The organism is Bounagaea algeriensis (assembly GCF_054491375.1).
In genome coordinates, this window is sequence record NZ_CM137102.1 from 3,147,592 (window position 1) to 3,166,614 (window position 19,023).

The window sequence follows — 19,023 nt, forward strand, 5'->3', positions numbered from 1 at the left end:
CGAGCGACAGCACCACTTCGCCCGCACCGATCAGCCGCACACCCGTCGGCGACGACGAGCGGGCCCGGTGCACTCCCGGCACCGCCTCCAACACCACCGCCCACCAGCGCCGACGCACGCCCCCGACACTCCCGCACCGACCGCGCTCCCGCACGGACCGCTCCTCCGCGCCGGCCACGATCCCGCGCGGGCGGAGGTGTCACGCGCTGAACAGGGCGTGCGGCGGGTACGTGCCGAAGCGTGCACGCCCGCCCAGCGCGCTCAGTTCGAGCACGACCGCCAGACCCGCGACCGAGGCCCCCGCCCGCTGGACCAGTTCGGCCGCCGCGGCCAGCGTGCCGCCGGTCGCCAGCACGTCGTCCACCACGAGCACCCGCCGGTCGGAACGCAACGTGCCCGCGGGCAGTTCGAGCGAGGCCTGCCCGTACTCGAGTTCGTAGTCGACGCGATCGGCCACCTCGGGCAGCTTGCCGGGTTTGCGCAAGCCGACCACGCCCGTGCCGAACGCGTGCGCCACGGCGGCGCCGACGAGGAAGCCACGCGCCTCCACGCCGGCCACCAGGTCGAACTCCGCACCGTGACCCAGTTCGCGCACGATCGCCGCCAGGGCGCGTGCATCGGCGAACATCGGGCTGATGTCCTGGAAGAGCACCCCGGGTTCCGGGAAGTCCGGTACCTCGCGGATCAGCTCGGCAGCCCGCTGCAGCTCCGCGTCGCTGCCGGCCACCGCGATGTTCTCCGTCGCCCGCATCAGACAGTCACATCCGTCCCGTGCTCACCGGCCGCCCCGCGCTCACCGGCGGCGCTTGCCGGACGGTCGGCCCGCCTTGCCCGTGGGCTTCGCCGCCTGACCGGACCTGCCGGTCCCGCCGGCGGGTTTGCGTCCCGGACGCGGTTTCCTCGCCGTGCCGCTGCGCGCGGACGTGCCGGCACCGCCGCCGGTGGCGTTCACCGGGACGCTCCAGGTCTCGGGTTCGTGCTGCGCGGGCGCCTCCTCGCCGGCCTCCCGCTGCCCGGTGGCACCGGCCGGCTGCTCGTCCCCGGTGGATCCGGCACGCCGCTCGGTCCCGCCGGACCCGGCGCGCCGCTGCACCACCTTCTCGGCGTGCTCGCGGTAACGCCGCTCGCGCATCTTGAAGGTCACCAGCAGCGGCACCGCCAGCAGCACCGAGGAGAACGTGCCGACGAACATCCCCACGCCCTGCACCAGGCCGAGGTCGCGCAGCACGCCCACGCCGAACAGCCACGCACCGATGATGAGCAGGCCGAGCACCGGCAGCAGCCCGACGACCGAAGTGTTGATCGACCGCATCAACGTCTGGTTGATCGCGAGGTTCGCCGCCTCGCCGTAGGTGCGGCGGTTGGCGCCGAGCAGACCTCGGGTGTTCTCCTTCACCTTGTCGAAGACGACGACCGTGTCGTACAGCGAGTAGCCGAGGATCGTCAGCAGACCGATCACCGTGGCCGGGGTGACCTCGAAACCGGTCCACGAGTACACACCGGCGGTCACCGACAGGTCGTACAGCAGCGCGAGCACGGCGCTCACGGCCATCCACCGCTCGAAGTAGAACACCAGGAACGCCGTGACCAGGGCGAGGAAGACCACCAGGGCGATGACCGCCTGCCGGGTGATCTCGCCGCCCCACGTGCCGCTGACCGCGCTGTCGCTGATCACCTGCGGATCCGCGTTGCCCTGCGTGTTGTGCGGACGCAGCTGGTTGAACAGCGAGTCCTTGACCTCGTCGGTCTCCTGGGTGTCCAGCGTCCGCGACTGGAGCTCGATCGTCTGGTTGCCGCCCGCGCCGACGATCTGGACGTTCTCCGGCACGTATCCCAGCGCGTCGCGGTAGCCGTCCTCCACCTGCTGGGTCGTGATCCGCCCGTTGTCGCCGGTGGCGGGCACCGTGATCTGCGTACCGCCGACGAAGTCGATGCCGAGGTTGAACCCGCGCAGACCGATGCCGGCCAGGCAGATCACCACCACCAGTCCGAGCGCGAGGAACCACCGGCGGCGCTGTCCGACGATGTTGAACGCGCCGGTTCCGGTGTGCAGCTGGTGGAACACGGAGCCGCGACGCGCGGACGCCTGCTCGCTGCCCTGCTCGCTCCCTGTCGTCTCGGTGCCGGGGGTCGTCACCTCACGCCTCCTTGGTGTTCGCGGTCCGCCTGCGTTGTCCGCGACTGGCGGCGGCGATCCGCTGCACCGCGCCCAGACCGGTCACGCCGGGTTTGGACAGGGCCTTCTTGCGCGACGCCCACGCGACCAGCGGGTGCGTGACCAGGAACACCACGATCAGGTCCAGCACGGTCGACATGCCCAGGGTGAAGGCGAAACCCTTCACCTCGCCGACGGCCAGGATGTAGAGCACGACCGAGGCGAGCACGCTGATCGCGTCCGAGGCGAGGATCGTGCGGCGTGCTCGTTCCCAGGCTCTGGGAACGGCGGAGCGGAACGTGCGGCCCTCGCGTATCTCGTCCTTGATCCGTTCGAAGTACACGATGAACGAGTCCGCGGTGATGCCGATGGCGATGATGAACCCGGCCACGCCGGCCAGGTCCAACGTGAACCCGATCCAGCGCCCCAGCAGCACGAGCGCGCCGTAGACCACGGCGCCGGACAGCACCAGCGACAGCACGGTGAGCACACCGAGCAGGCGGTAGTAGACCAGGCAGTACACGGCGACGAAGGCCAACCCGATGGCCCCGGCGATGAGCCCCGCCTTCAGCGCGGCCACACCGATCGTGGGGGAAACGGTCTGCGCCTCGGACTGCTGGAACGCCAGCGGCAACGAGCCGTACTTGAGCGTCTCGGCCAGCTGGGTCGCCGACTCCTGGTTGAACTGGCCCGTGATCTGCGTGCTCGAGCTGGAGGGGCTCTGGATCCGCGGCGCGGAGACCACCTCGCTGTCGAGCACGAACGCGGCCTGCTGCCCCTGGTTGGCCGAGGTGAACTGGCCCCACTTCTGCGCGCCCTCCGGCTTGAACCGCAGGTTCACGGTCCACTGCGGGTCCTGCTGACCCGGGGCGCTCGCCTGGGCGTCCTCGATCTGCTGCCCCTCGAGCAGCACGGGTTCCAGGATGTACTTGTTGCTGCCGTCGCGCTTGCAGGTGACCAGCGGCTTCGTCGGGTCGGCGTGCCCGCGCAGCGGGTCGGGCGCGTTGCAGTCCAAGTTCTGCGCCGCCTGCCGCAGCACGTTCGGATCGCTGCTCTGCCGCGTCTCCTTCGCCGCGGCGATCCGCTCGGGCTGGTCGCCGACGTTCTGCTGTTGCTGCTGTTGTTGAGGTTGCTGTTGCTGCGGCGGCGCGTTGTTCGGCACCTGCTGGGCGACCTGGCGGATCTGGAGCTTCGCGGTCTGCCCGAGCTGGCGCGCCTGCTCACCACCCGCACCGGGGACCGTGATGACGAGGTTGTTCCCGTCCCGGCTCACCTCGGAGCCGCTGACGCCCATGCCGTTGACCCGCGTCTCGATGATCTGCCGGGCCTGGTCCAGCGACTCGTTGCTCGGCGGTTCTCCCGTGGGGGTCTGCGCGGTCAACGTCACGCGGGTGCCGCCCTGCAGATCGATGCCGAGCTTGGGGGACGGATCGCGGTCCCCGGTGAAGAACACCAACGAGTACAGGACCGCGATGATCAGTGCGAAAACCGCGAGATAACGCCCTGGGCGGATGTGACCGGCCGGAGGTGCCACGCTTTCTCGGTCTCCTGTTCACGCGGATGGCAGAGTGAGCGGCCACCCGCGCACACCGACACCGGGAGACCGCACGGGACCAGTCTGACAGGACCGCGATGCATCCCCTCCCCTGGGTGCACACGGTGTGTGCCCAGGGGCGACGCACCGGAAGCGACGGAGGCGACAGGGCGGACGCAGCAGGCTTCGCGGACACCGGCGTGGGGTGGCACCGGGGTGCAGGTGGCACCGGCGTGGGTGGCACCGGCGTGCGGCGACATGCGCATGCGCCGGCGGACCGGCGCCTTCCACGTGGCACGACCTCCGCCGGCACGCGCGGTCCCCGGGAGCCGCAGCACCGCTCCCGGGCCCGTGCCTGCGATCAGTTCTTCTGGTTCTCGATCGGCTCGGCGAACTGCGCGTTCGAGTCGGAAGCCGTCGTGGCCGGCTCGGCTTCCGCGGAGCCCTGCGCCGCGGAGTCCTGGGTCGAGGAGTCCGCGGCGTCGGTCTGCTCGTCGTTCGCCTTCTGGCGAATCGCCTGCCGCAGCCACGTGGTGGTCACGCCGGGCGCGAGCTCGAGGTCGACCGTGTCCTCGGCGGTGGCGGTGATCGTGCCGTAAACCCCGGAGGTCGTCATGACCCGGTCACCGACGGTGAGCGAGTTCTGCAGCTTCTGCTGGTCCGCCATCATCTTCTTCTGCTTGCGGACCTGGAAGAACAGCATGAGACCGATCGCGAGGATCAGGACGATGGGAAGAAATTCCATGATGCTCCGTTCAGTGAACACGTTCCGGGCCGCCCCGACCACGACGAGCACCGACCCGAATTGTGCGGATGTCCAACCTCTCAGTGTGCCGGAAACACCCGGAGTTTTCGAAGCCCCGCCCCACCGCTGGTGCGACCGGCCGCGATGTCACTCGTCGAACAGGCTCGGCGTCGCCTCCCCCGGAGCGTGCTCCGGAGCGGTGAGACCGAGGTGCCGCCAGGCGGCCACCGTTGCCACACGCCCCCGTGGCGTGCGCGCCAGCAAGCCTACGCGGACGAGGTACGGCTCACACACCTCCTCCACCGTGCTCGACTCCTCGCCCACGGCCACGGCCAGGGTGGAGATCCCGACGGGGCCGCCGTGGAAGGAACGCACCAGCGCACCGAGCACGGCCCGGTCGAGGCGGTCCAGCCCGATCTCGTCCACGTCGTAGACCTCCAGCGCCGCGCGCGCCACCTCGAGCGTGACCACGCCGTCCGCGCGGATCTCGGCGTAGTCGCGCACCCGGCGCAGCAGCCGGTTCGCGATCCGCGGGGTGCCGCGGGAGCGGCGCGCGATCTCGGCGGCCCCGTCCTCGCGCAGCTCCACGCCGAGGATCCCCGCCGAGCGGCGGAGCACCTCGTCGAGCTCGGCGGACGCGTAGTACTCCATGTGCGCGGTGAAGCCGAACCGGTCGCGCAGCGGACCGGTCAGCGCCCCGGACCGCGTCGTCGCACCGACCAGCGTGAACGGCGCGAGCTCCAGCGGGATGCTCGTCGCCCCCGGCCCCTTCCCGACGACCACGTCCACCCGGTAGTCCTCCATGGCCAGGTAGAGCATCTCCTCGGCCGGGCGGGCGATCCGGTGGATCTCGTCGATGAACAGCACGTCGCCGGCGGTGAGGTTCGACAGCATCGCGGCCAGGTCGCCGGGTTTTTCCAGCGCCGGGCCGGAGGACACGCGGATCGAGGCACCCAGCTCCGCGGCGATGATCATGGCCAGGCTCGTCTTGCCCAGTCCGGGCGGGCCGGAGAACAGCACGTGGTCCGGCTGGTCGCCGCGCCGCACGGCCCCGTGCAGCACGAGCTCCAACTGCTCGCGCACCCGCGACTGCCCGACGAACTCGGACAGGTGCCGCGGCCGCAGGCTCGCTTCGAGCTCGTGCTCGGCCGGCTGCTGGTGCGGCGTGAGCGCGACGGAACTGCCGGCGTCCTCCGCACCGCCAGCTTCGAACGCGTCCTGCCCAACCGGCTCGTCCTCGTGCATCGCTCTCCGTCCGGGAAACATGTCGATGTCGTCGAACTGCGCTGGCGAGCCGCGACCGCACCCCCGGCCCGGACCAGCGCGGGTCAGCTCGGTCCGAGCGTGGCCAACGTGCGGCGCAGCACCGTGGCCGTGTCCGCCTCCCCATCGCTCTCGTCGAGCACCGCCTGCACGCTCTGCTCGGCCTGCTTCGCCGAGAAACCCAGCCCGACGAGGGCTTCGGCGACCTCGGTGCGCAGCTGCTGCTGCGCCCCGTCGGCGACCGCGGTGCTGCCCGCGACAGCGCCGACCTTGTCCCGCAGTTCCAGCACGAGGCGTTCCGCGCTCTTCTTCCCCACACCGGGCACCTGGGTGAGGATGCTGATGTTGCCGTCGGCGATGGCGTTGCTGAGCTGCTCCGGCGCGAGCACGGCCAACGCGGCCAGCGCCAACCGCGGCCCCACCCCGGAGGCGGTTTGCAGCAGCGTGAACAGGTCGCGCGCCTCGGCGTCGGCGAAGCCGTACAGCGTCAGCGAGTCCTCGCGGACGATCAGCGCGGTCCACAGCCGGGTCTCCTCCCCGCGCCGCAGCCCGGCCAACGTCGCCGGCGTCGCGTACACGGCGTAGCCGATGCCCTGGACCTCGATCACGGCGTGGTCCAGTCCCACGGACAGCACCGGCCCGCGCACGGAGGCGATCATGCTCGGAATCCCTTCGTCTGCCGCGCGGTGGTCCCCGAACCCCTGCCGCGCTGCGCCGCCTGCTGCAACCGCGCCCGGTGGTTGCGCGCCATGCGCGCGGCCTCGGCCTCGGCGTCGGCGAGCCGCCCGACCATCGGTGACCGCCAGGCGTGGCAGACAGCCAGCGCGAGCGCGTCCGCGGCATCGGCCGGTTTCGGCTTGCTGCCCAGCCCGAGCACCCGCGCGACCATCGTGGTGACCTGGTCCTTGCCCGCGCGGCCCGAGCCGCTGATGGCGGCTTTGACCTCGCTGGGCGTGTGGAACGCCACGGGCATCTGGCGCTGCGCCGCCGCGAGCGCGACCACGCCGGAGACCTGCGCGGTGCCCATGACGGTGCGCACGTTGTGCTGGCTGAACACGCGCTCCACCGCGACGACCTCGGGGGTGTAGGCGTCGAGCCAGTGCTCGACCGTCCGGCTGATGGTCAACAGGCGGTCGGCGAGCTCGGACTCGGCGGAGCTGCGCGCGACGTCGACCGCGACGCACTGCACCTGGCCGCCGCGTCCGCTGTCCACGACGCCGAGCCCGCACCGGGTCAGCCCGGGATCGATCCCCAACACCCGCACACCGCACCTGCTCCCTGCTGTCACTGGCGCCCTGCTGTCACTGGAGCCCTGCACCACCGGCTTGCTGTTCCCCCGAGACGTGGGCATCGGCCCATTCCACCGGGAACGTTCGTTCGAATCCTACCGGACGGGCGGGGTGCACCGCCGACGACACGCCGAGGCCTGACCAGGCCCGCGCCACCGCCGGCACCCCGCGCAGCTCTGCTGCGCACCGCCGCGCGGGGCCGACGCCCCGCGGCTCACTCACCCTGCGCACCAACGATGCACTCCGCCGGCGATGCCGCGCACCCCCAGGACGCGCCGCGCGCACCGGCCCTCGCCCCACGGACCGGTAGCCAGCCACCTCCTCACGGACCCGTGACGCCGGGTGTCCAGCTTTCCGGGGCACCGCTGCCGGTGAGCACCGGCTGGTACGCGGCGAACCCGCCCGGGGCGTCGTCCTGCCAGGGGAACTTGCCGCCCGGGGAGGCCACGACGAGCTGGATCGCCGGGAAGTCGTCGCCCTCGTAGAGCAGCATCGCGCTGCCGAGGAACTGCGGGTAGTGGCCGTGCGCCACGTTCTCCGCGACCACGGGCAAACCCTTGAGGAAGCCCTCGTACAGCTGCCCGGGCACGAACCGCTCACCGGCGGCGACGCGACGCGCATAGGTGTTGATCACCGAGTGCGCCACCTCGCGGGGCAGTCCGATGACCACCACCTCGGGCTTTCCGAACCGGCGCCACACCCCCGCGGAGAAGGCGAACGGCGCACCGGAGTCGTCACCCGCCACGTGCAGCACCGCGGCGCCGTGCTCCTCGGCGGTCCGCACCATCCATTCGCGCAGTTGAGCATCACTCTCGGCCACGAGCGCCATTCTGGCGGACGGCGCCACCCCCGTCGGCGTGCGGGGCGTGCGCGGACGCTTGCACCGCGGACCCGTTCGGACTCGCCCGCCTGGAGCACCGTTCACCCCTCCTCGGCCGCGGCCAGGTCATCGCGCAGTTCCGGCAGCGTGCGCAGGACTGCGGGGACGGCGAACCCGAATGCCTCGCTCAGCGCCCCTTCGACCCGCGCGGTCAGCTCGCCGCGATCCGCCCCCGGTGCGGTGAAGAAGGCGTTGCCGCTGTTCAGATACGTCCGCACGGCGTCGAGATCCAGCCCGGCGAGGGCCTCCCGCAGGCGGGCCATCGCGACCGTCCGCCCGCCCACGTTGACCGCGCGCAGGAAGGCGACGCAGCGCTGCTCGCTCATGCCTGCTCCCGTTCCCCTCCCGGATCAGCGCAACCGGGGCCTCCGCGGTCGCGTTCGGCGGCGCGCTCCCCGCAGTCCTCAGCGGCCGCCAGCGTGCTCGGCGACATCTCCGGCAGGCACGCGAACAGGTCGAACGCGGCGAGCACGTCCACCGGCACGGTGGTGTGCGCGTGCCGCAGGCTCGTCGGCCCCGCCTCGCCGCGCGCCGGCCGCAGGTCCAGCAGTACTGGCTCCTCCGACGCGACCGCACCTTCCAAGCTCCCCTCCTCGGGCAGGTCGAGCGTCCGCTCGCTCACCTCGATGCCGTGCCGCGCGGTTTCGTCGACCCGCGCTTCGGTCGTGCTGCCCGCGCGTGCGGTGAGACCCAACACGACGTAGTCGTCGTCCAGCTCGTCGGCCAGGTAGCTTCCGGTCGGGTCCACCTGCACACCCGGCACGAGTTGCAGCGGTGCGCGTTGCGCGTGCCCGTTGTGCAGCAGCAGCACGATGCGCTCGTCGTGTCCGTGCAGCTCGCGCAGCAGTCGCGCCGTTTCGGCCATGTACACGTCCCGCGAGGACACCGCCCGCTGCGCGGGACTGCTCGAATCGCGGGAGAACAGCGCCGCGAACTCCCGGAGTTGCTCGTCGAGGCGCAGCGCCGCGAGCGCGTGGTGGCGCGCCACCCGGTGCGCGCACCGGTCGGCACCGGGGACGAGCGCGTCGAGTCGCAGCACCAGGCGAGTCAGCGCAGCGGTGGCGGTGTTGCGCTGCACGTCGTCGAGTTCGGCGTACAAGCCGAGCGCGAGCCCGTTGTTCGCGGCTGCGTACGGTGCGCTCACCTCGATCGCCGCGTCCGCCAGCGGAACAGCGTCCGGGGCGTGCTCGACGAGGTGGGCGCGCACTCGCCGCAGCGCGGGCTGCGCCGAACCGCCGGAGGCGGGCAGGTCGAGTCCGGCGAACCGCACCCGGCCGCCCGCGGCGTTGTGCGCGCGCAGCCAGCGCAGCACAGCGCGCATCTCCTCGGAGTCTCCGCCGCGGAAGGTGAGTCCGTCGCGGGCCACCGCGTCGAGCTCGGCCGAGCAGCCGCGGATCCACGCATCCACCAGGTTCCCCTCGACGAAACCCGATTCGCACGCGAGCACGCCGAAGTCCATCTCGGTCACCAGTCGCCGCACGATCCGGTGGCGCAGGGCGGTGAACTCCCCGATTTGGTGGTTGTTCTCGCCGATCGCGACGACGCGGGCGTCGCCGATCAGCTCGGGCAACTCCGCCACTGCCTCGTCCAGCGGCATCTGCTGGACGGCTTCCGGCAACGACATGGCCACTCCCCGAATCGGTGCGGTTGCGAGGCGAGCAAGCCTACGCTGTCGGCCCGACAACCGGTGTCATGCCACGCGGCGCGCGAAATCTCGGGAAACGCCGGGATGAGAGCAACCGAGTCCCACCCGGCGGGGCTTTCCGGTCCCTCGGTGCCGAGAATCCCGATCAGCCCTGGTGAGGACGCAGGGTGTAGCCGTGCGAGTAGGGCCGGCCCGCGGGCAGGCGGTACTCCGGACGCGGGCGGCCGGAGCTGACGAAGCTGTTGTCACCAACGCCCATCTGGCGGTGGTTGAGCTGCAGCGTCGTCGCGGAGCGGGTCAGCTCGTGCGGATGCCGGCTGGCCTCCAGGTCCTCCGTCGTGAAGTGCAGGGCGTTCAACTCCACGAGTCCGTCGGCCTCGACCTCGAGCCCGGAACCGTCGTCGCCGGTGATCCGCGCCCACCGCACGTCCGTGACGTTGCCCGTCTCCTGGCACCGCGCGTACGGGACGAACCGATCGTCGACGGTGCTCTCATGGCGCCCGACGAACGCGCTGTCCCTGCGGTCCCAGTAGTTCTCGTGCGGGCCGCGCCCGTACCACGTGAGGTTCTCGAAGCCGTCGGCCACAGTCATCCGCGTGCCGACCAGTGGGAGGTCGGCGAGTCCGGATCCTGGCGCGAGCGTGGCGAGCACCTCGACGGATCCGTCGGGGGCGATCGTGAAAACCATGTCGTGCCGCCCTTCGTGCGCACCGAACTCGGCCGACGAGCCGGGCTCATCGGTGCCGCGGCGAAGGCCCAGGACCACTGGGACTCCACCAGAGCTGCCACGAGCACCACTTGAGGAACGGACCATGCTCGTCACGTGCGAATGAATTCGCTGCCCGGCAGCGGTTTTCGGCAGCGTTCCTTCGTGTTCCGGGAGATCCGACCGGTTCGGTCGAGTTAGACCGCGCGGCCATCCAGCACGTCACCGCTGGCTTCGACGGCGTGGCACCCGCACGAACGTGCGCGCGTTAGCTCTGCGTGGCCACGGGAAATTCGGTGTTTGTCGTATGCGTACAACCAACAGGGGGTCGGCGGCAGCCATGGTTGTCCTTATTTCCAAATGAACTGTCAACAACTTGGACTCTGCGTGCGTGCCAGTGTTGGTTCAGTGGATTCTCCTTCGGGGAGTTGCATTTTCGAACTGAGGTTATAAGCTGTGCTTCCCCGACAAGACATGATTGATGTTCATGTTGTGCTGCAGAACCCCGAAAGGAGCACACGTGCTCACCAAGCAAGTGAACCGGAAGATCGGAGCCGCCCTGTTCGGGCTGGTCATGGTGACGACCCCGGTGTTCACAGCCGGCGCGGCGCAGGCCCACGGCTTCACCCAGAACCCCCCGAGCCGGCAAATGTTGTGCGCCGACGGCAAGGTCGGCGACTGCGGGCCGATCCAGTGGGAACCGCAGAGCGTGGAGGGGCCCGGCAACTTCCCCCGGGGCGGGCCCGCTGACGGAAACCTGTGCAGCGGCGGCAACGAGCGCTTCGCAGCCCTGGACGATCCCCGCGGAGGCGCCTGGCCGGCCAACGAAGTGCAGGCCGGACAAACGGTCCCGTTCAAGTGGAAGGTCACCGCCGCACACGCGACCGAGTCGTTCCGGTACTACGTCACCAAGGACGACTGGGACCCGACCAAGCCGCTGACGCGGGACCAGCTGGAACCGGCAGCGTTCCAAACTGTCGACTTCGGAGGCAAGAAGCCCGGCTCCACTGTTGCGCACGAAATCACCCTGCCCGAAGGCAAGAAGGGCAAGCACATGATCTTCGCTGCCTGGGAGATCGCAAACACCAGCAACGCCTTCTACTCGTGCTCCGATGTCAACTTCGGCTAAAGCCGAACTTTGGTGATCGTGGCCAAGAAGCGCAGCCATGTTGATGCAGCACGGTGTCCTACCATGAGGCCATGAGTACCGACGCTGCCACGCACCGGCTCGCGGTCCGCGACCTCGACCCGGACGATGTCGCCGCGCTCAAGGCCGCAGCTGCGGCCGCCGGGCAGTCGTCGAACGCCTACCTGCGCGAGCTACTGCGCGCCCGCGTCGAACACGACCGCGCGGTGCTGCAGACCCCGCCCACCGAGCCCACGCCGGCCCTGACCGGCCTCCGACGCTCGCGCGCTGCGCTTCGCATCCGATGCTGGGAGGGGGCTCCGTGTACGACGTCGTGTACCGAACCAATGACGGAGACTCCGAGTCGCACGTGTTCGTGACCGCCATTTCCGAGCAGCACACCGCCGAACACATCGCCGTCCAGCTCTTCGACGACGGGTTCGTCTCGGCCTCCTGGGTGGAGGAGAAGACCGGCGAGCGGTGGACCGCCCGATAATCGGCCGACCCTGCACGCCCTCATACGGCCCCGAGGTGATCTCGGGAACGCATGTAAACGTGCTCACCGCGCGACCCGTTGGTGAGCGGAGACGCCGGTGAACCTCGACCGCAACAACGACCAAGAACTCCACGAGGAACCACTCGCTCGTCTCAGAGGCGAGTCGGGCGGAAACATCAGAGCCGCCGAGGGCGGCAGGTGGATCGAGCTGAGCGGGCAGTGGGACGATCCAGAAATCCCCGCCACGCTCCGACTGCACATCACTCCGCACGTGCTGGGCGATCACCTTCGGTACCTGGAAGATGGCGTCGAATTGTTCCCAGCGCACGTCGAAGAGACGGTCTTGACGCGCAAGTGCGGGGAAACGGAGCTGGTCGTGCGCCCCGGTGGTGTTGGAAGCGTTGCCCGGATCCGTTCTGCTGTCTGCAACGGGATGTTCTCGAGGGGCAGGCAACCACGTCTGGGGCCTGCTTCCCGCCGAGCCCGAGCGGCCCCGGTCTCCCGCTCCGCCGTCCGGCCGCAGGCCGAACAAGGCGTTGTGCGGAACCACCCTCCGCGCCACTCGGTCCAACCGGCGGGCGCGGAGGATGTCCGACTCCGCCGAGCACCCGGGGCCGAGCACTCAGGGCCGAGCACTCAGGGCCGAGCACCCGGGACCGAGCACTCAGGCGGCAACCGCGGTCGGCGACTCCGCGCCGCTGCTTCCGCGTCGCTGCTGAGCTGATCCACCTCGGAACCGGCGCGGCAACTAGCTCTGGAGTTGCAGCATCGTCTCGTCCGACACGTCGAAGTTGGCGTAGACGTTCTGCACGTCGTCGCAGTCCTCGAGCGCGTCGATGAGCTTGAACACCTTGCGCGCGGCCTCGGCCTCGAGCGGGACGTTGACGCTGGCGAGGAAGCTGATGTCCGCCGAGTCGTACTCGATCCCGGCCTCCTGCAGCGCCTTTCGCACGTCCACGAGGTCGCTCGGCGAGGTGAGGATCTCGAAGTTCTCGCCGAGGTCGTTGACCTCCTCGGCGCCGGCTTCCAGCACCGCGTCGAGCACGTCGTCCTCGGTCAGCCCGTTCTTCGGCAGGATGATGACACCGCGCCGGCTGAACAGGTAGGCGACCGAGCCCGCATCGGCCATCGAACCGCCGCCGCGGCTCATGACCGTGCGCACGTCGCCGACGGCGCGGTTGCGGTTGTCGGTGAGGCACTCGATGAGGATCGCCACACCGTTGGGCGCGTAGCCCTCGAACATCACGCTCTCGTAGTCGACACCGCCGCTCTCTTCGCCGGATCCGCGCTTGCGCGCGCGCTCGATGTTGTCCAGCGGCACGGAGTTCTTCCGCGCCTTCTGGAGCGCGTCGTACAGGGTGGGGTTGGCTTCCGGGTCACCACCGCCGGTCCGCGCGGCGACTTCGATGTTCTTGACGAGCTTCGCGAAGAGCTTGCCGCGTTTGGCATCGACTGCGGCCTTCTTGTGCTTGGTGGTGGCCCACTTGGAGTGGCCGCTCATCTCTCCTCCGTCTTCCTCGGACGTCGCCTCCGCGCCGGTCGGGGCAACGCCTCCCCGGCGCTTCTAGGATGCGCGTACGGTCTGCACGAAATACCGGTGCACGCGTTCGTCACCGCTGACCAGCTCCGGGTGGAAAGCGGTCGCGAGCACGGGCCCCTGCGCAACGGCACGATCCTATCGTCGCCGTCAGCACCGTCGACGCTGTCCGGGGATGGCACGGTCGCCAGGACGTCGACTCCGGTTCCCGCCTTGACCACCTGCGGGGCCCGGATGAACACGCCGCGCACGGGCGGACCGGGGATTCCCGCGACGTCGAGGTCGATCTCGAACGAGTCCACCTGGCGGCCGAACGCGTTGCGGCGTACCACGATGTCCAACGCCTGCAGGGGCCGCACGTCTTCCCGCTGGTCGTCGTCGAGCACGCGTTCGGCGAGCAGGATCCTGCCCGCGCAGGATCCGTGGGCGAGCACGCCGATCCTCGGTCGCGTCGTCATGGAACCGCATTCTCCCCGCCGTTCTCGGCACCGGAAAACAGGCGGTCAGCGCGGCAGACGATCGGGGCAGCAGCCGGTCAAGGCAGCAGCCGGTCAAGGCAGCAAGCGGTCAGGGCGGCAGCCGGTCAGCGCGGCAGGGCCAACCGCAGCAGCGCGGTGGTGGCCGCGGCGGCGAGCACGACCAGGGCGAACGGTGCGCGGCGCCAGGCCAGCACCCCGCCCACGACGACTCCGGCCACGCGTTCGACGCCGGCGAACTCGCCGGCGTCGAACGCGGCGCTGGTGACCACGAAGGCGCCGAGCAGCGTGATCGCGCCGATCGACATGCCGCGCTCCCAGCGCTGGGACAGGCGCATCCGCTCGCGCAGCAGCGGTCCGGCCAGCCGCAGCAGGTAGGTCCCGCAGGCCAGCGCCAACACCACGGGCAACGTCATGAGCGCACCTCCCCGGAGGCCTCGGCGCAACCACCGCCGGCGGGCGGGTCCCCGCCCTGCGCGGGCAGCGGCAGCGCGGCGGCCACGCCGAGCAGCGCCACCAGCACGGGCAGCCCTTCCGGCAGGACGGGCGTGGTCACCACGGCCAGCACGGCGCCGAGAGCGGCGGCGCGGAGCACGCGGTGTTCGCGCAGGGCCGGGGCGATGAGCGCGAACAGCGCCGCGGGCAGGGCCGCGTCGAGCCCCAGCACGTCGGGATCGCCGATGGCCCGACCCAGCAGCCCGCCGAGCAGCACCCCGGGTCCCCAGGCGCTGTACAGCAGTATCCCGGTGATCCAGTAGGCGCGGGTGCGCTCGCGCGGGTCCTGCTGGGCCAGCGCTGCGGCCACGCTCTCGTCGACCATGAGGTGGGTGGCGAGCAGGCGTTTGCCCCAGCCGTACTCGCGCAGCAGCCCGCCGACGGCGAAGCCGAACGGCAGGTGCCGCGCGTTGAGCATGAGCCCGCCGGCCACGGCGGTGACCGCGGAGGCACCGCCGGTCATCATGCCGACGACGAGGAACTCCGAGCCGCCGGCGAAGACCAGCACGCCCATGACGGTGACGAGCCAGAGCGGCACGCCGCTGGTCACGGCGATCGCGCCGAGCGAGGCGGCGACGATGCCCAGGGCGAGCGCCACGGACAGGGCGTTGCGGACCGTGGAGTCCCGCCACACAGCTGCTGTTCGCTGTAACGTACGCACGTCCACTATAATGAACGCACGCGATGTGTTCGTCAAAGACGACCGAATGTACGTTCCAGCGAACGCAGTCTCTCGAACCGGAGTCCCGATGTCCGAGGCCGACAGCCCCCCGCTCGCCACGATCGCCGCCGCGCTGCGCCGGGAGCGGGACCGCGCCGGCATGTCGCTGACCGGGCTGGCCCGCCAGGCCGGCATCGCCAAGTCGACGCTGTCGCAGCTGGAAAGCGGCACCGGCAACCCGAGCGTGGAAACCCTGTGGGCGCTGGCCGTGGCACTGCAGACCCCGTTCAGCCGCCTCGTCGACCCGCCGCGACCGCACCTGCACGTGCTGCGCGCCGGCGAGGCTCCGGTGGTGCGCTCCGAACAGGCGCCCTACACCGCGGCCCTGCTGTCCTCCTGCCCGCCGGGGGCGCGGCGGGATCTCTACCTGCTCGAACTGTCCCCCGGCGAACCGCGACTGGCCGCCGCGCACAACCCCGGAACGGTCGAGCACCTGCTGCTCACCGCAGGTCGCGCCCGGGTCGGCCCGCAGGAGCAGCCCGTCGACGTCGATCCGGGCGACTACGTGACCTTCTCCGGCGACGTACCGCACCTCTACGAGGCGCTGGCGCCGGAGACCGCGGCAGTGCTGATCATGGAGCACACCTGAGTCCGACGCCGCCGCGCTCGGTGCCACCGGCCGGGCCCGCAACCCACCGGCCCGCGCACCGGGCTCACCGCCGCGGGCTCACCATCCCCGCTGGGCGAGGCGTTGCTGCTCGTCCAGGCCGTCCGCGTTGCGGCCGACCATCGCCTCCCCGAGCCCGCTGGAGACCTTGGCCAGCACGTCCGGGTCGTCGTGGAAGGTCGCGGCCTTGACGATCGACTCGGCGCGCCGCGCCGGCTCCCCCGACTTGAAGATGCCGGAGCCGACGAAGACGCCTTCCGCGCCGAGTTGGCGCATCATCGCCGCGTCCGCCGGAGTGGCGAGGCCGCCCGCGGTGAACAGCACCACCGGCAGCCGGCCGCTCGCCGCGACCTCGCGCACCAGCTCCACCGGAGCGCGCAGCTCCTTGGCGGCGACGTAGAGCTCGTCGTCGGACAGCACCGAAAGCCGCCGGACGTCCGCGCGGATCTGCCGCATGTGCCGGGTGGCCTCGACGACGTCGCCGGTGCCGGCCTCGCCCTTGGAACGGATCATCGCCGCGCCCTCGGAGATCCGCCGCAGCGCCTCGCCGAGGTCGGTGGCGCCGCAGACGAACGGCACGGTGAACGCCCACTTGTCGATGTGGTTGTCCTCGTCGGCCGGGGTGAGCACCTCGGACTCGTCGACGTAGTCGACCCCGAGGGACTGCAGCACCTGCGCTTCGACGAAGTGGCCGATGCGGGCCTTGGCCATGACCGGGATGGACACGGCCTCCACGATGCCCCGGATCATGTCCGGGTCCGACATCCGTGCCACACCGCCGTCGGCGCGGATGTCGGCGGGCACGCGTTCCAACGCCATCACCGCGGCGGCACCGGCCTGCTCGGCGATGCGCGCCTGCTCAGGCGTGACCACGTCCATGATCACACCGCCCTTGAGCACGTCGGCCATGCCGCGCTTGACGCCCTCGGTGCCGGTGGTGCGCGCGTGCCCGTTCGCGGGAGTAGTCACCGGTGCTCCCCTTCCGCTCGTGACTGCCTGGACACCCGTCACGCTAGGCGGTGCGCCGGACTGGTTCACGGGCCAATTCCGCCCTGTTTCAGCAGTCCACTGCGAGCACTCGGCCTGCGCGGCAGATTCACACCGCTCCGCTGTTGCGCAAGCCATGAACACCGGGTGTGATCGGTGACACGAGGAGGCACATCGGCACACCGCGAGCGGAGCAGCGATGAGCAGCAAACACTCCAACGGCAGAACAGGTGATGCAGCGGGCGCGCCAGCGCCCGCCGAACCGGCGAGCATCCGCAACGTCGCCCTCGTCGGCCCTTCCGGTGCCGGCAAGACGACGCTGGCCGAGGCGCTGCTGGCGGCGAACGCGACGATCGCGCGCCCCGGTTCGGTCGTCGAGGGCAGCACGGTCTGCGACTACGAGCCCGCCGCGAGCCAGCAGCAGCGCTCGGTGGGCATGGCCGTGGCGCCGGTGCAGTACGGCGAGCTGAAGATCAACTTCATCGACACCCCCGGCTACGCCGACTTCATCGGCGAGATGCGCGCCGGACTGCGCGCGGCCGACGCGGCCCTGTTCGTGCTCGCCGGAGCCGAAGGGGTCAACGCCGCCAGCCGCGCGATGTGGCACGAGTGCGCCGAGGTCGGCATGCCGCGCGCCGTGATCATCTCGCGACTGGACCAGGCGCAGGCCGACTTCGACGCGGCCCTGGAAGCGTGCCAGGGGGTGTTCGGGGACGGGGTGTTACCGCTGTACCTGCCGCAGCGGGACCTCGGGGGCCAGCACACCGGCATCCGCGGACTCATCACCGAAACCGTCTCCGGCCAGGTCGAGAGCCTGCCGGACACCGCGCCGGAACGCGCCGAGCTCTACCGCGGGCAGCTCATCGAGGCGATCATCTCCGAAAGCGAGGACGAATCGCTCATGGAGCACTACCTCGCCGGGGAGGAGGTCGACGAGGACACGCTCATCACCGATCTGGAACGCGCGGTCACCCGCGGAGGCCTGTTCCCCGTGCTGCCCGCCTGTTCGGCCACCGGCCTCGGGCTGGCGGAGATCCTCGACGGCATCGCCCGCGGCTTCCCCTCCCCGCCGGAGCGGCCGATCCCGGACGCGGTCGAGCTGCGCACCGACGCCGCCCGCACGTTGACCACGGACCCGTCCGGTCCGCTGGCCGCCGAAGTGGTGCACACCTCCGCGGACGCCTACGTCGGACGGGTCTCGCTGCTGCGCGTGTTCTCCGGCTCGCTGCAGCCGGACACCGAGATCACCATCGCCGGTCAGGGCGTGGACGCGCAGGGCCACGAGGAGCACACCGCCGAGGAGCGCGTCTCGCACGTGTACTCCCCGCTGGGCTCGCGGCTGCGCCCCGTCGGCCGCTGCGTGGCAGGGGACGTGTGCGCGCTGACGAAGCTCAGCTCCGCCGAAACCGGCGACACCCTCTCCGCACCGTCGGATCCGCTGCTGGTGCGGCCGTGGGCCATGCCGGAGCCGCTGCTGCCGATCGCGGTGACCGGTCGCGGCCGCGGCGACGAGGACGCGCTGGCGCGCAACCTCAACCGCCTCGTCGCCGCCGACCCGACGCTCCGGTTGGAGCGGGACACCGAAACGCACCAGCTCGTGCTGTGGTGCATGGGCGAGGCGCACGCCGACGTGGTGCTGCAGCGGCTCCGCGACGGCGGGGCGACGGTGGAGACCGAACCGGTCCGCGTGCCGCTGCGGCAGACCTTCGCCGCCGCGGCCAGCGGCCACGGCCGGCACGTCAAGCAGTCCGGCGGGCACGGCCAGTACGCGGTGTGCGACGTGCAGATCGAACCGCTGGAGCGCGGGTCCGGCGTGGAGTTCGACGAACGCATCGTCGGTGGCGTCGTGCCGCGCCAGTACATCCCCGGCGTTGAGAAGGGGGTGCGCGCCCAGCTCGCCAAGGGGCTGGCCGAGCGGTGGTGCCCGATCGTGGACGTGCGGGTCACTCTCGTGGACGGCAAGTCCCACAGCGTCGACTCCTCCGACGCGGCGTTCCAGGCGGCCGGGGCGCTGGCGGTCAAGGCCGCCGCCGAGAAGGCCGGGCTGGTCACCCTGGAACCCGTCGACGAGGTCGAGGTCCACCTGCCGGACGAGCACCTCGGTGCGATCCTCGGGGACCTCTCCAGCCGCCGCGGCCGGGTGGTGGGTACCGAACCGGAGGAGCCCGGCTGGACGGTCGTGCGGGCGCACGTGCCCGCCAGCGAGCTCGTGCGCTACGCGGTGAACGTGCGGTCGCTCAGCTCCGGTGCTGCGCGGTTCACCCGGCGGTTCGACGGTTACGAGCCGATGCCGGAGAGCCTGACCCGGCAGGATTGAACCGCAGGCGGGTCCCCGGTGGCGCGCACGGCGGCTCGGTGCCG

General features: G+C 71.0%; 19 protein-coding genes and 1 pseudogene. 4 read left to right on the plus strand and 16 right to left on the minus strand.

From position 1 onward, the window contains the following. Positions 1–199 precede the first annotated feature (199 nt). From ACVGV2_RS14300 to ACVGV2_RS14350, 11 genes are all read right to left on the minus strand, one after another. Complete coding sequence (locus ACVGV2_RS14300; protein WP_459162866.1) at positions 200–751, minus strand: adenine phosphoribosyltransferase; 552 nt, start codon at positions 749–751, stop codon at positions 200–202. A 42-nt stretch (positions 752–793) separates the two neighbouring features. Next, positions 794–2,137, minus strand: coding sequence for a protein translocase subunit SecF (gene secF / locus ACVGV2_RS14305; protein ID WP_459162867.1), 1,344 nt, complete (start codon positions 2,135–2,137; stop codon positions 794–796). 1 nt (position 2,138) lies between these two features. Next, positions 2,139–3,689, minus strand: coding sequence for a protein translocase subunit SecD (gene secD, locus ACVGV2_RS14310; RefSeq protein ID WP_459162868.1), 1,551 nt, complete (start codon positions 3,687–3,689; stop codon positions 2,139–2,141). A 361-nt stretch (positions 3,690–4,050) separates the two neighbouring features. Beyond that, entirely contained in the window at positions 4,051–4,434 is a 384-nt protein-coding gene (yajC, locus tag ACVGV2_RS14315; RefSeq protein WP_459162869.1) for a preprotein translocase subunit YajC, read from the minus strand. Between the two features lie 147 nt (positions 4,435–4,581). Beyond that, positions 4,582–5,679: a Holliday junction branch migration DNA helicase RuvB gene (gene ruvB / locus ACVGV2_RS14320; protein WP_459162870.1), complete on the minus strand. Its 1,098-nt coding sequence runs from the start codon at positions 5,677–5,679 to the stop codon at positions 4,582–4,584. A gap of 83 nt (positions 5,680–5,762) precedes the next feature. After that, on the minus strand, positions 5,763–6,356 hold the full coding sequence (gene ruvA, locus ACVGV2_RS14325; protein WP_459162871.1) for a Holliday junction branch migration protein RuvA: 594 nt from the start codon (positions 6,354–6,356) through the stop codon (positions 5,763–5,765). Then, entirely contained in the window at positions 6,353–6,961 is a 609-nt protein-coding gene (gene ruvC / locus ACVGV2_RS14330; protein WP_459162872.1) for a crossover junction endodeoxyribonuclease RuvC, read from the minus strand. Before ruvC ends, ruvA begins: the two co-directional genes overlap by 4 nt. 347 nt (positions 6,962–7,308) lie before the next feature. Further along, the gene (locus tag ACVGV2_RS14335) at positions 7,309–7,815 is read right to left on the minus strand and encodes a DUF4262 domain-containing protein (protein WP_459162873.1); all 507 of its coding nucleotides are present in this window, start codon (positions 7,813–7,815) and stop codon (positions 7,309–7,311) included. A 92-nt stretch (positions 7,816–7,907) separates the two neighbouring features. After that, on the minus strand, positions 7,908–8,192 hold the full coding sequence (locus tag ACVGV2_RS14340) for a DUF1697 domain-containing protein (protein WP_459162874.1): 285 nt from the start codon (positions 8,190–8,192) through the stop codon (positions 7,908–7,910). Beyond that, on the minus strand, positions 8,189–9,490 hold the full coding sequence (locus tag ACVGV2_RS14345; protein WP_459162875.1) for an erythromycin esterase family protein: 1,302 nt from the start codon (positions 9,488–9,490) through the stop codon (positions 8,189–8,191). Before ACVGV2_RS14345 ends, ACVGV2_RS14340 begins: the two co-directional genes overlap by 4 nt. Positions 9,491–9,656: 166 nt before the next feature. Next, the gene (locus tag ACVGV2_RS14350) at positions 9,657–10,277 is read right to left on the minus strand and encodes a beta-galactosidase small subunit (RefSeq protein WP_459162876.1); all 621 of its coding nucleotides are present in this window, start codon (positions 10,275–10,277) and stop codon (positions 9,657–9,659) included. Between the two features lie 475 nt (positions 10,278–10,752). Here ACVGV2_RS14350 and ACVGV2_RS14355 point away from each other — a divergent pair, with 475 nt between their 5' ends. Then, positions 10,753–11,346, plus strand: a complete 594-nt coding sequence (locus tag ACVGV2_RS14355; protein WP_459165996.1) for a lytic polysaccharide monooxygenase auxiliary activity family 9 protein — start codon at positions 10,753–10,755, stop codon at positions 11,344–11,346. Positions 11,347–11,417: 71 nt separating this feature from the next. Further along, a complete protein-coding gene (locus ACVGV2_RS14360; protein ID WP_459162877.1) occupies positions 11,418–11,723 on the plus strand; it encodes a FitA-like ribbon-helix-helix domain-containing protein in 306 nt (101 codons plus the stop codon). A gap of 864 nt (positions 11,724–12,587) precedes the next feature. Here ACVGV2_RS14360 and ACVGV2_RS14365 read toward each other — a convergent pair. From ACVGV2_RS14365 to ACVGV2_RS14380, 4 genes and pseudogenes are all read right to left on the minus strand, one after another. Next, positions 12,588–13,340: a YebC/PmpR family DNA-binding transcriptional regulator gene (locus ACVGV2_RS14365; RefSeq protein WP_459162878.1), complete on the minus strand. Its 753-nt coding sequence runs from the start codon at positions 13,338–13,340 to the stop codon at positions 12,588–12,590. Between the two features lie 63 nt (positions 13,341–13,403). Further along, positions 13,404–13,813 (minus strand): annotated as a pseudogene (pdxT, locus tag ACVGV2_RS14370) (pyridoxal 5'-phosphate synthase glutaminase subunit PdxT); the annotation flags it as partial. A gap of 146 nt (positions 13,814–13,959) precedes the next feature. Next, entirely contained in the window at positions 13,960–14,268 is a 309-nt protein-coding gene (locus ACVGV2_RS14375; protein ID WP_459162879.1) for an AzlD domain-containing protein, read from the minus strand. Then, the gene (locus tag ACVGV2_RS14380; RefSeq protein WP_459162880.1) at positions 14,265–15,008 is read right to left on the minus strand and encodes an AzlC family ABC transporter permease; all 744 of its coding nucleotides are present in this window, start codon (positions 15,006–15,008) and stop codon (positions 14,265–14,267) included. Before ACVGV2_RS14380 ends, ACVGV2_RS14375 begins: the two co-directional genes overlap by 4 nt. A gap of 88 nt (positions 15,009–15,096) precedes the next feature. Here ACVGV2_RS14380 and ACVGV2_RS14385 point away from each other — a divergent pair, with 88 nt between their 5' ends. Continuing rightward, positions 15,097–15,657, plus strand: coding sequence for a helix-turn-helix domain-containing protein (locus tag ACVGV2_RS14385; RefSeq protein WP_459162881.1), 561 nt, complete (start codon positions 15,097–15,099; stop codon positions 15,655–15,657). Positions 15,658–15,735: 78 nt separating this feature from the next. On the opposite strand, the gene pdxS is transcribed toward ACVGV2_RS14385, so the two are convergent. Then, positions 15,736–16,644 (minus strand): pyridoxal 5'-phosphate synthase lyase subunit PdxS, encoded by a 909-nt coding sequence (pdxS, locus tag ACVGV2_RS14390; RefSeq protein ID WP_459162882.1) that lies wholly within the window; start codon positions 16,642–16,644, stop codon positions 15,736–15,738. A gap of 217 nt (positions 16,645–16,861) precedes the next feature. Here pdxS and ACVGV2_RS14395 point away from each other — a divergent pair, with 217 nt between their 5' ends. Then, positions 16,862–18,979 carry an elongation factor G-like protein EF-G2 gene (locus tag ACVGV2_RS14395; protein WP_459162883.1) on the plus strand — a complete coding sequence of 706 codons (2,118 nt, stop codon included), beginning with the start codon at positions 16,862–16,864 and terminating at the stop codon, positions 18,977–18,979. Positions 18,980–19,023 lie beyond the last annotated feature (44 nt).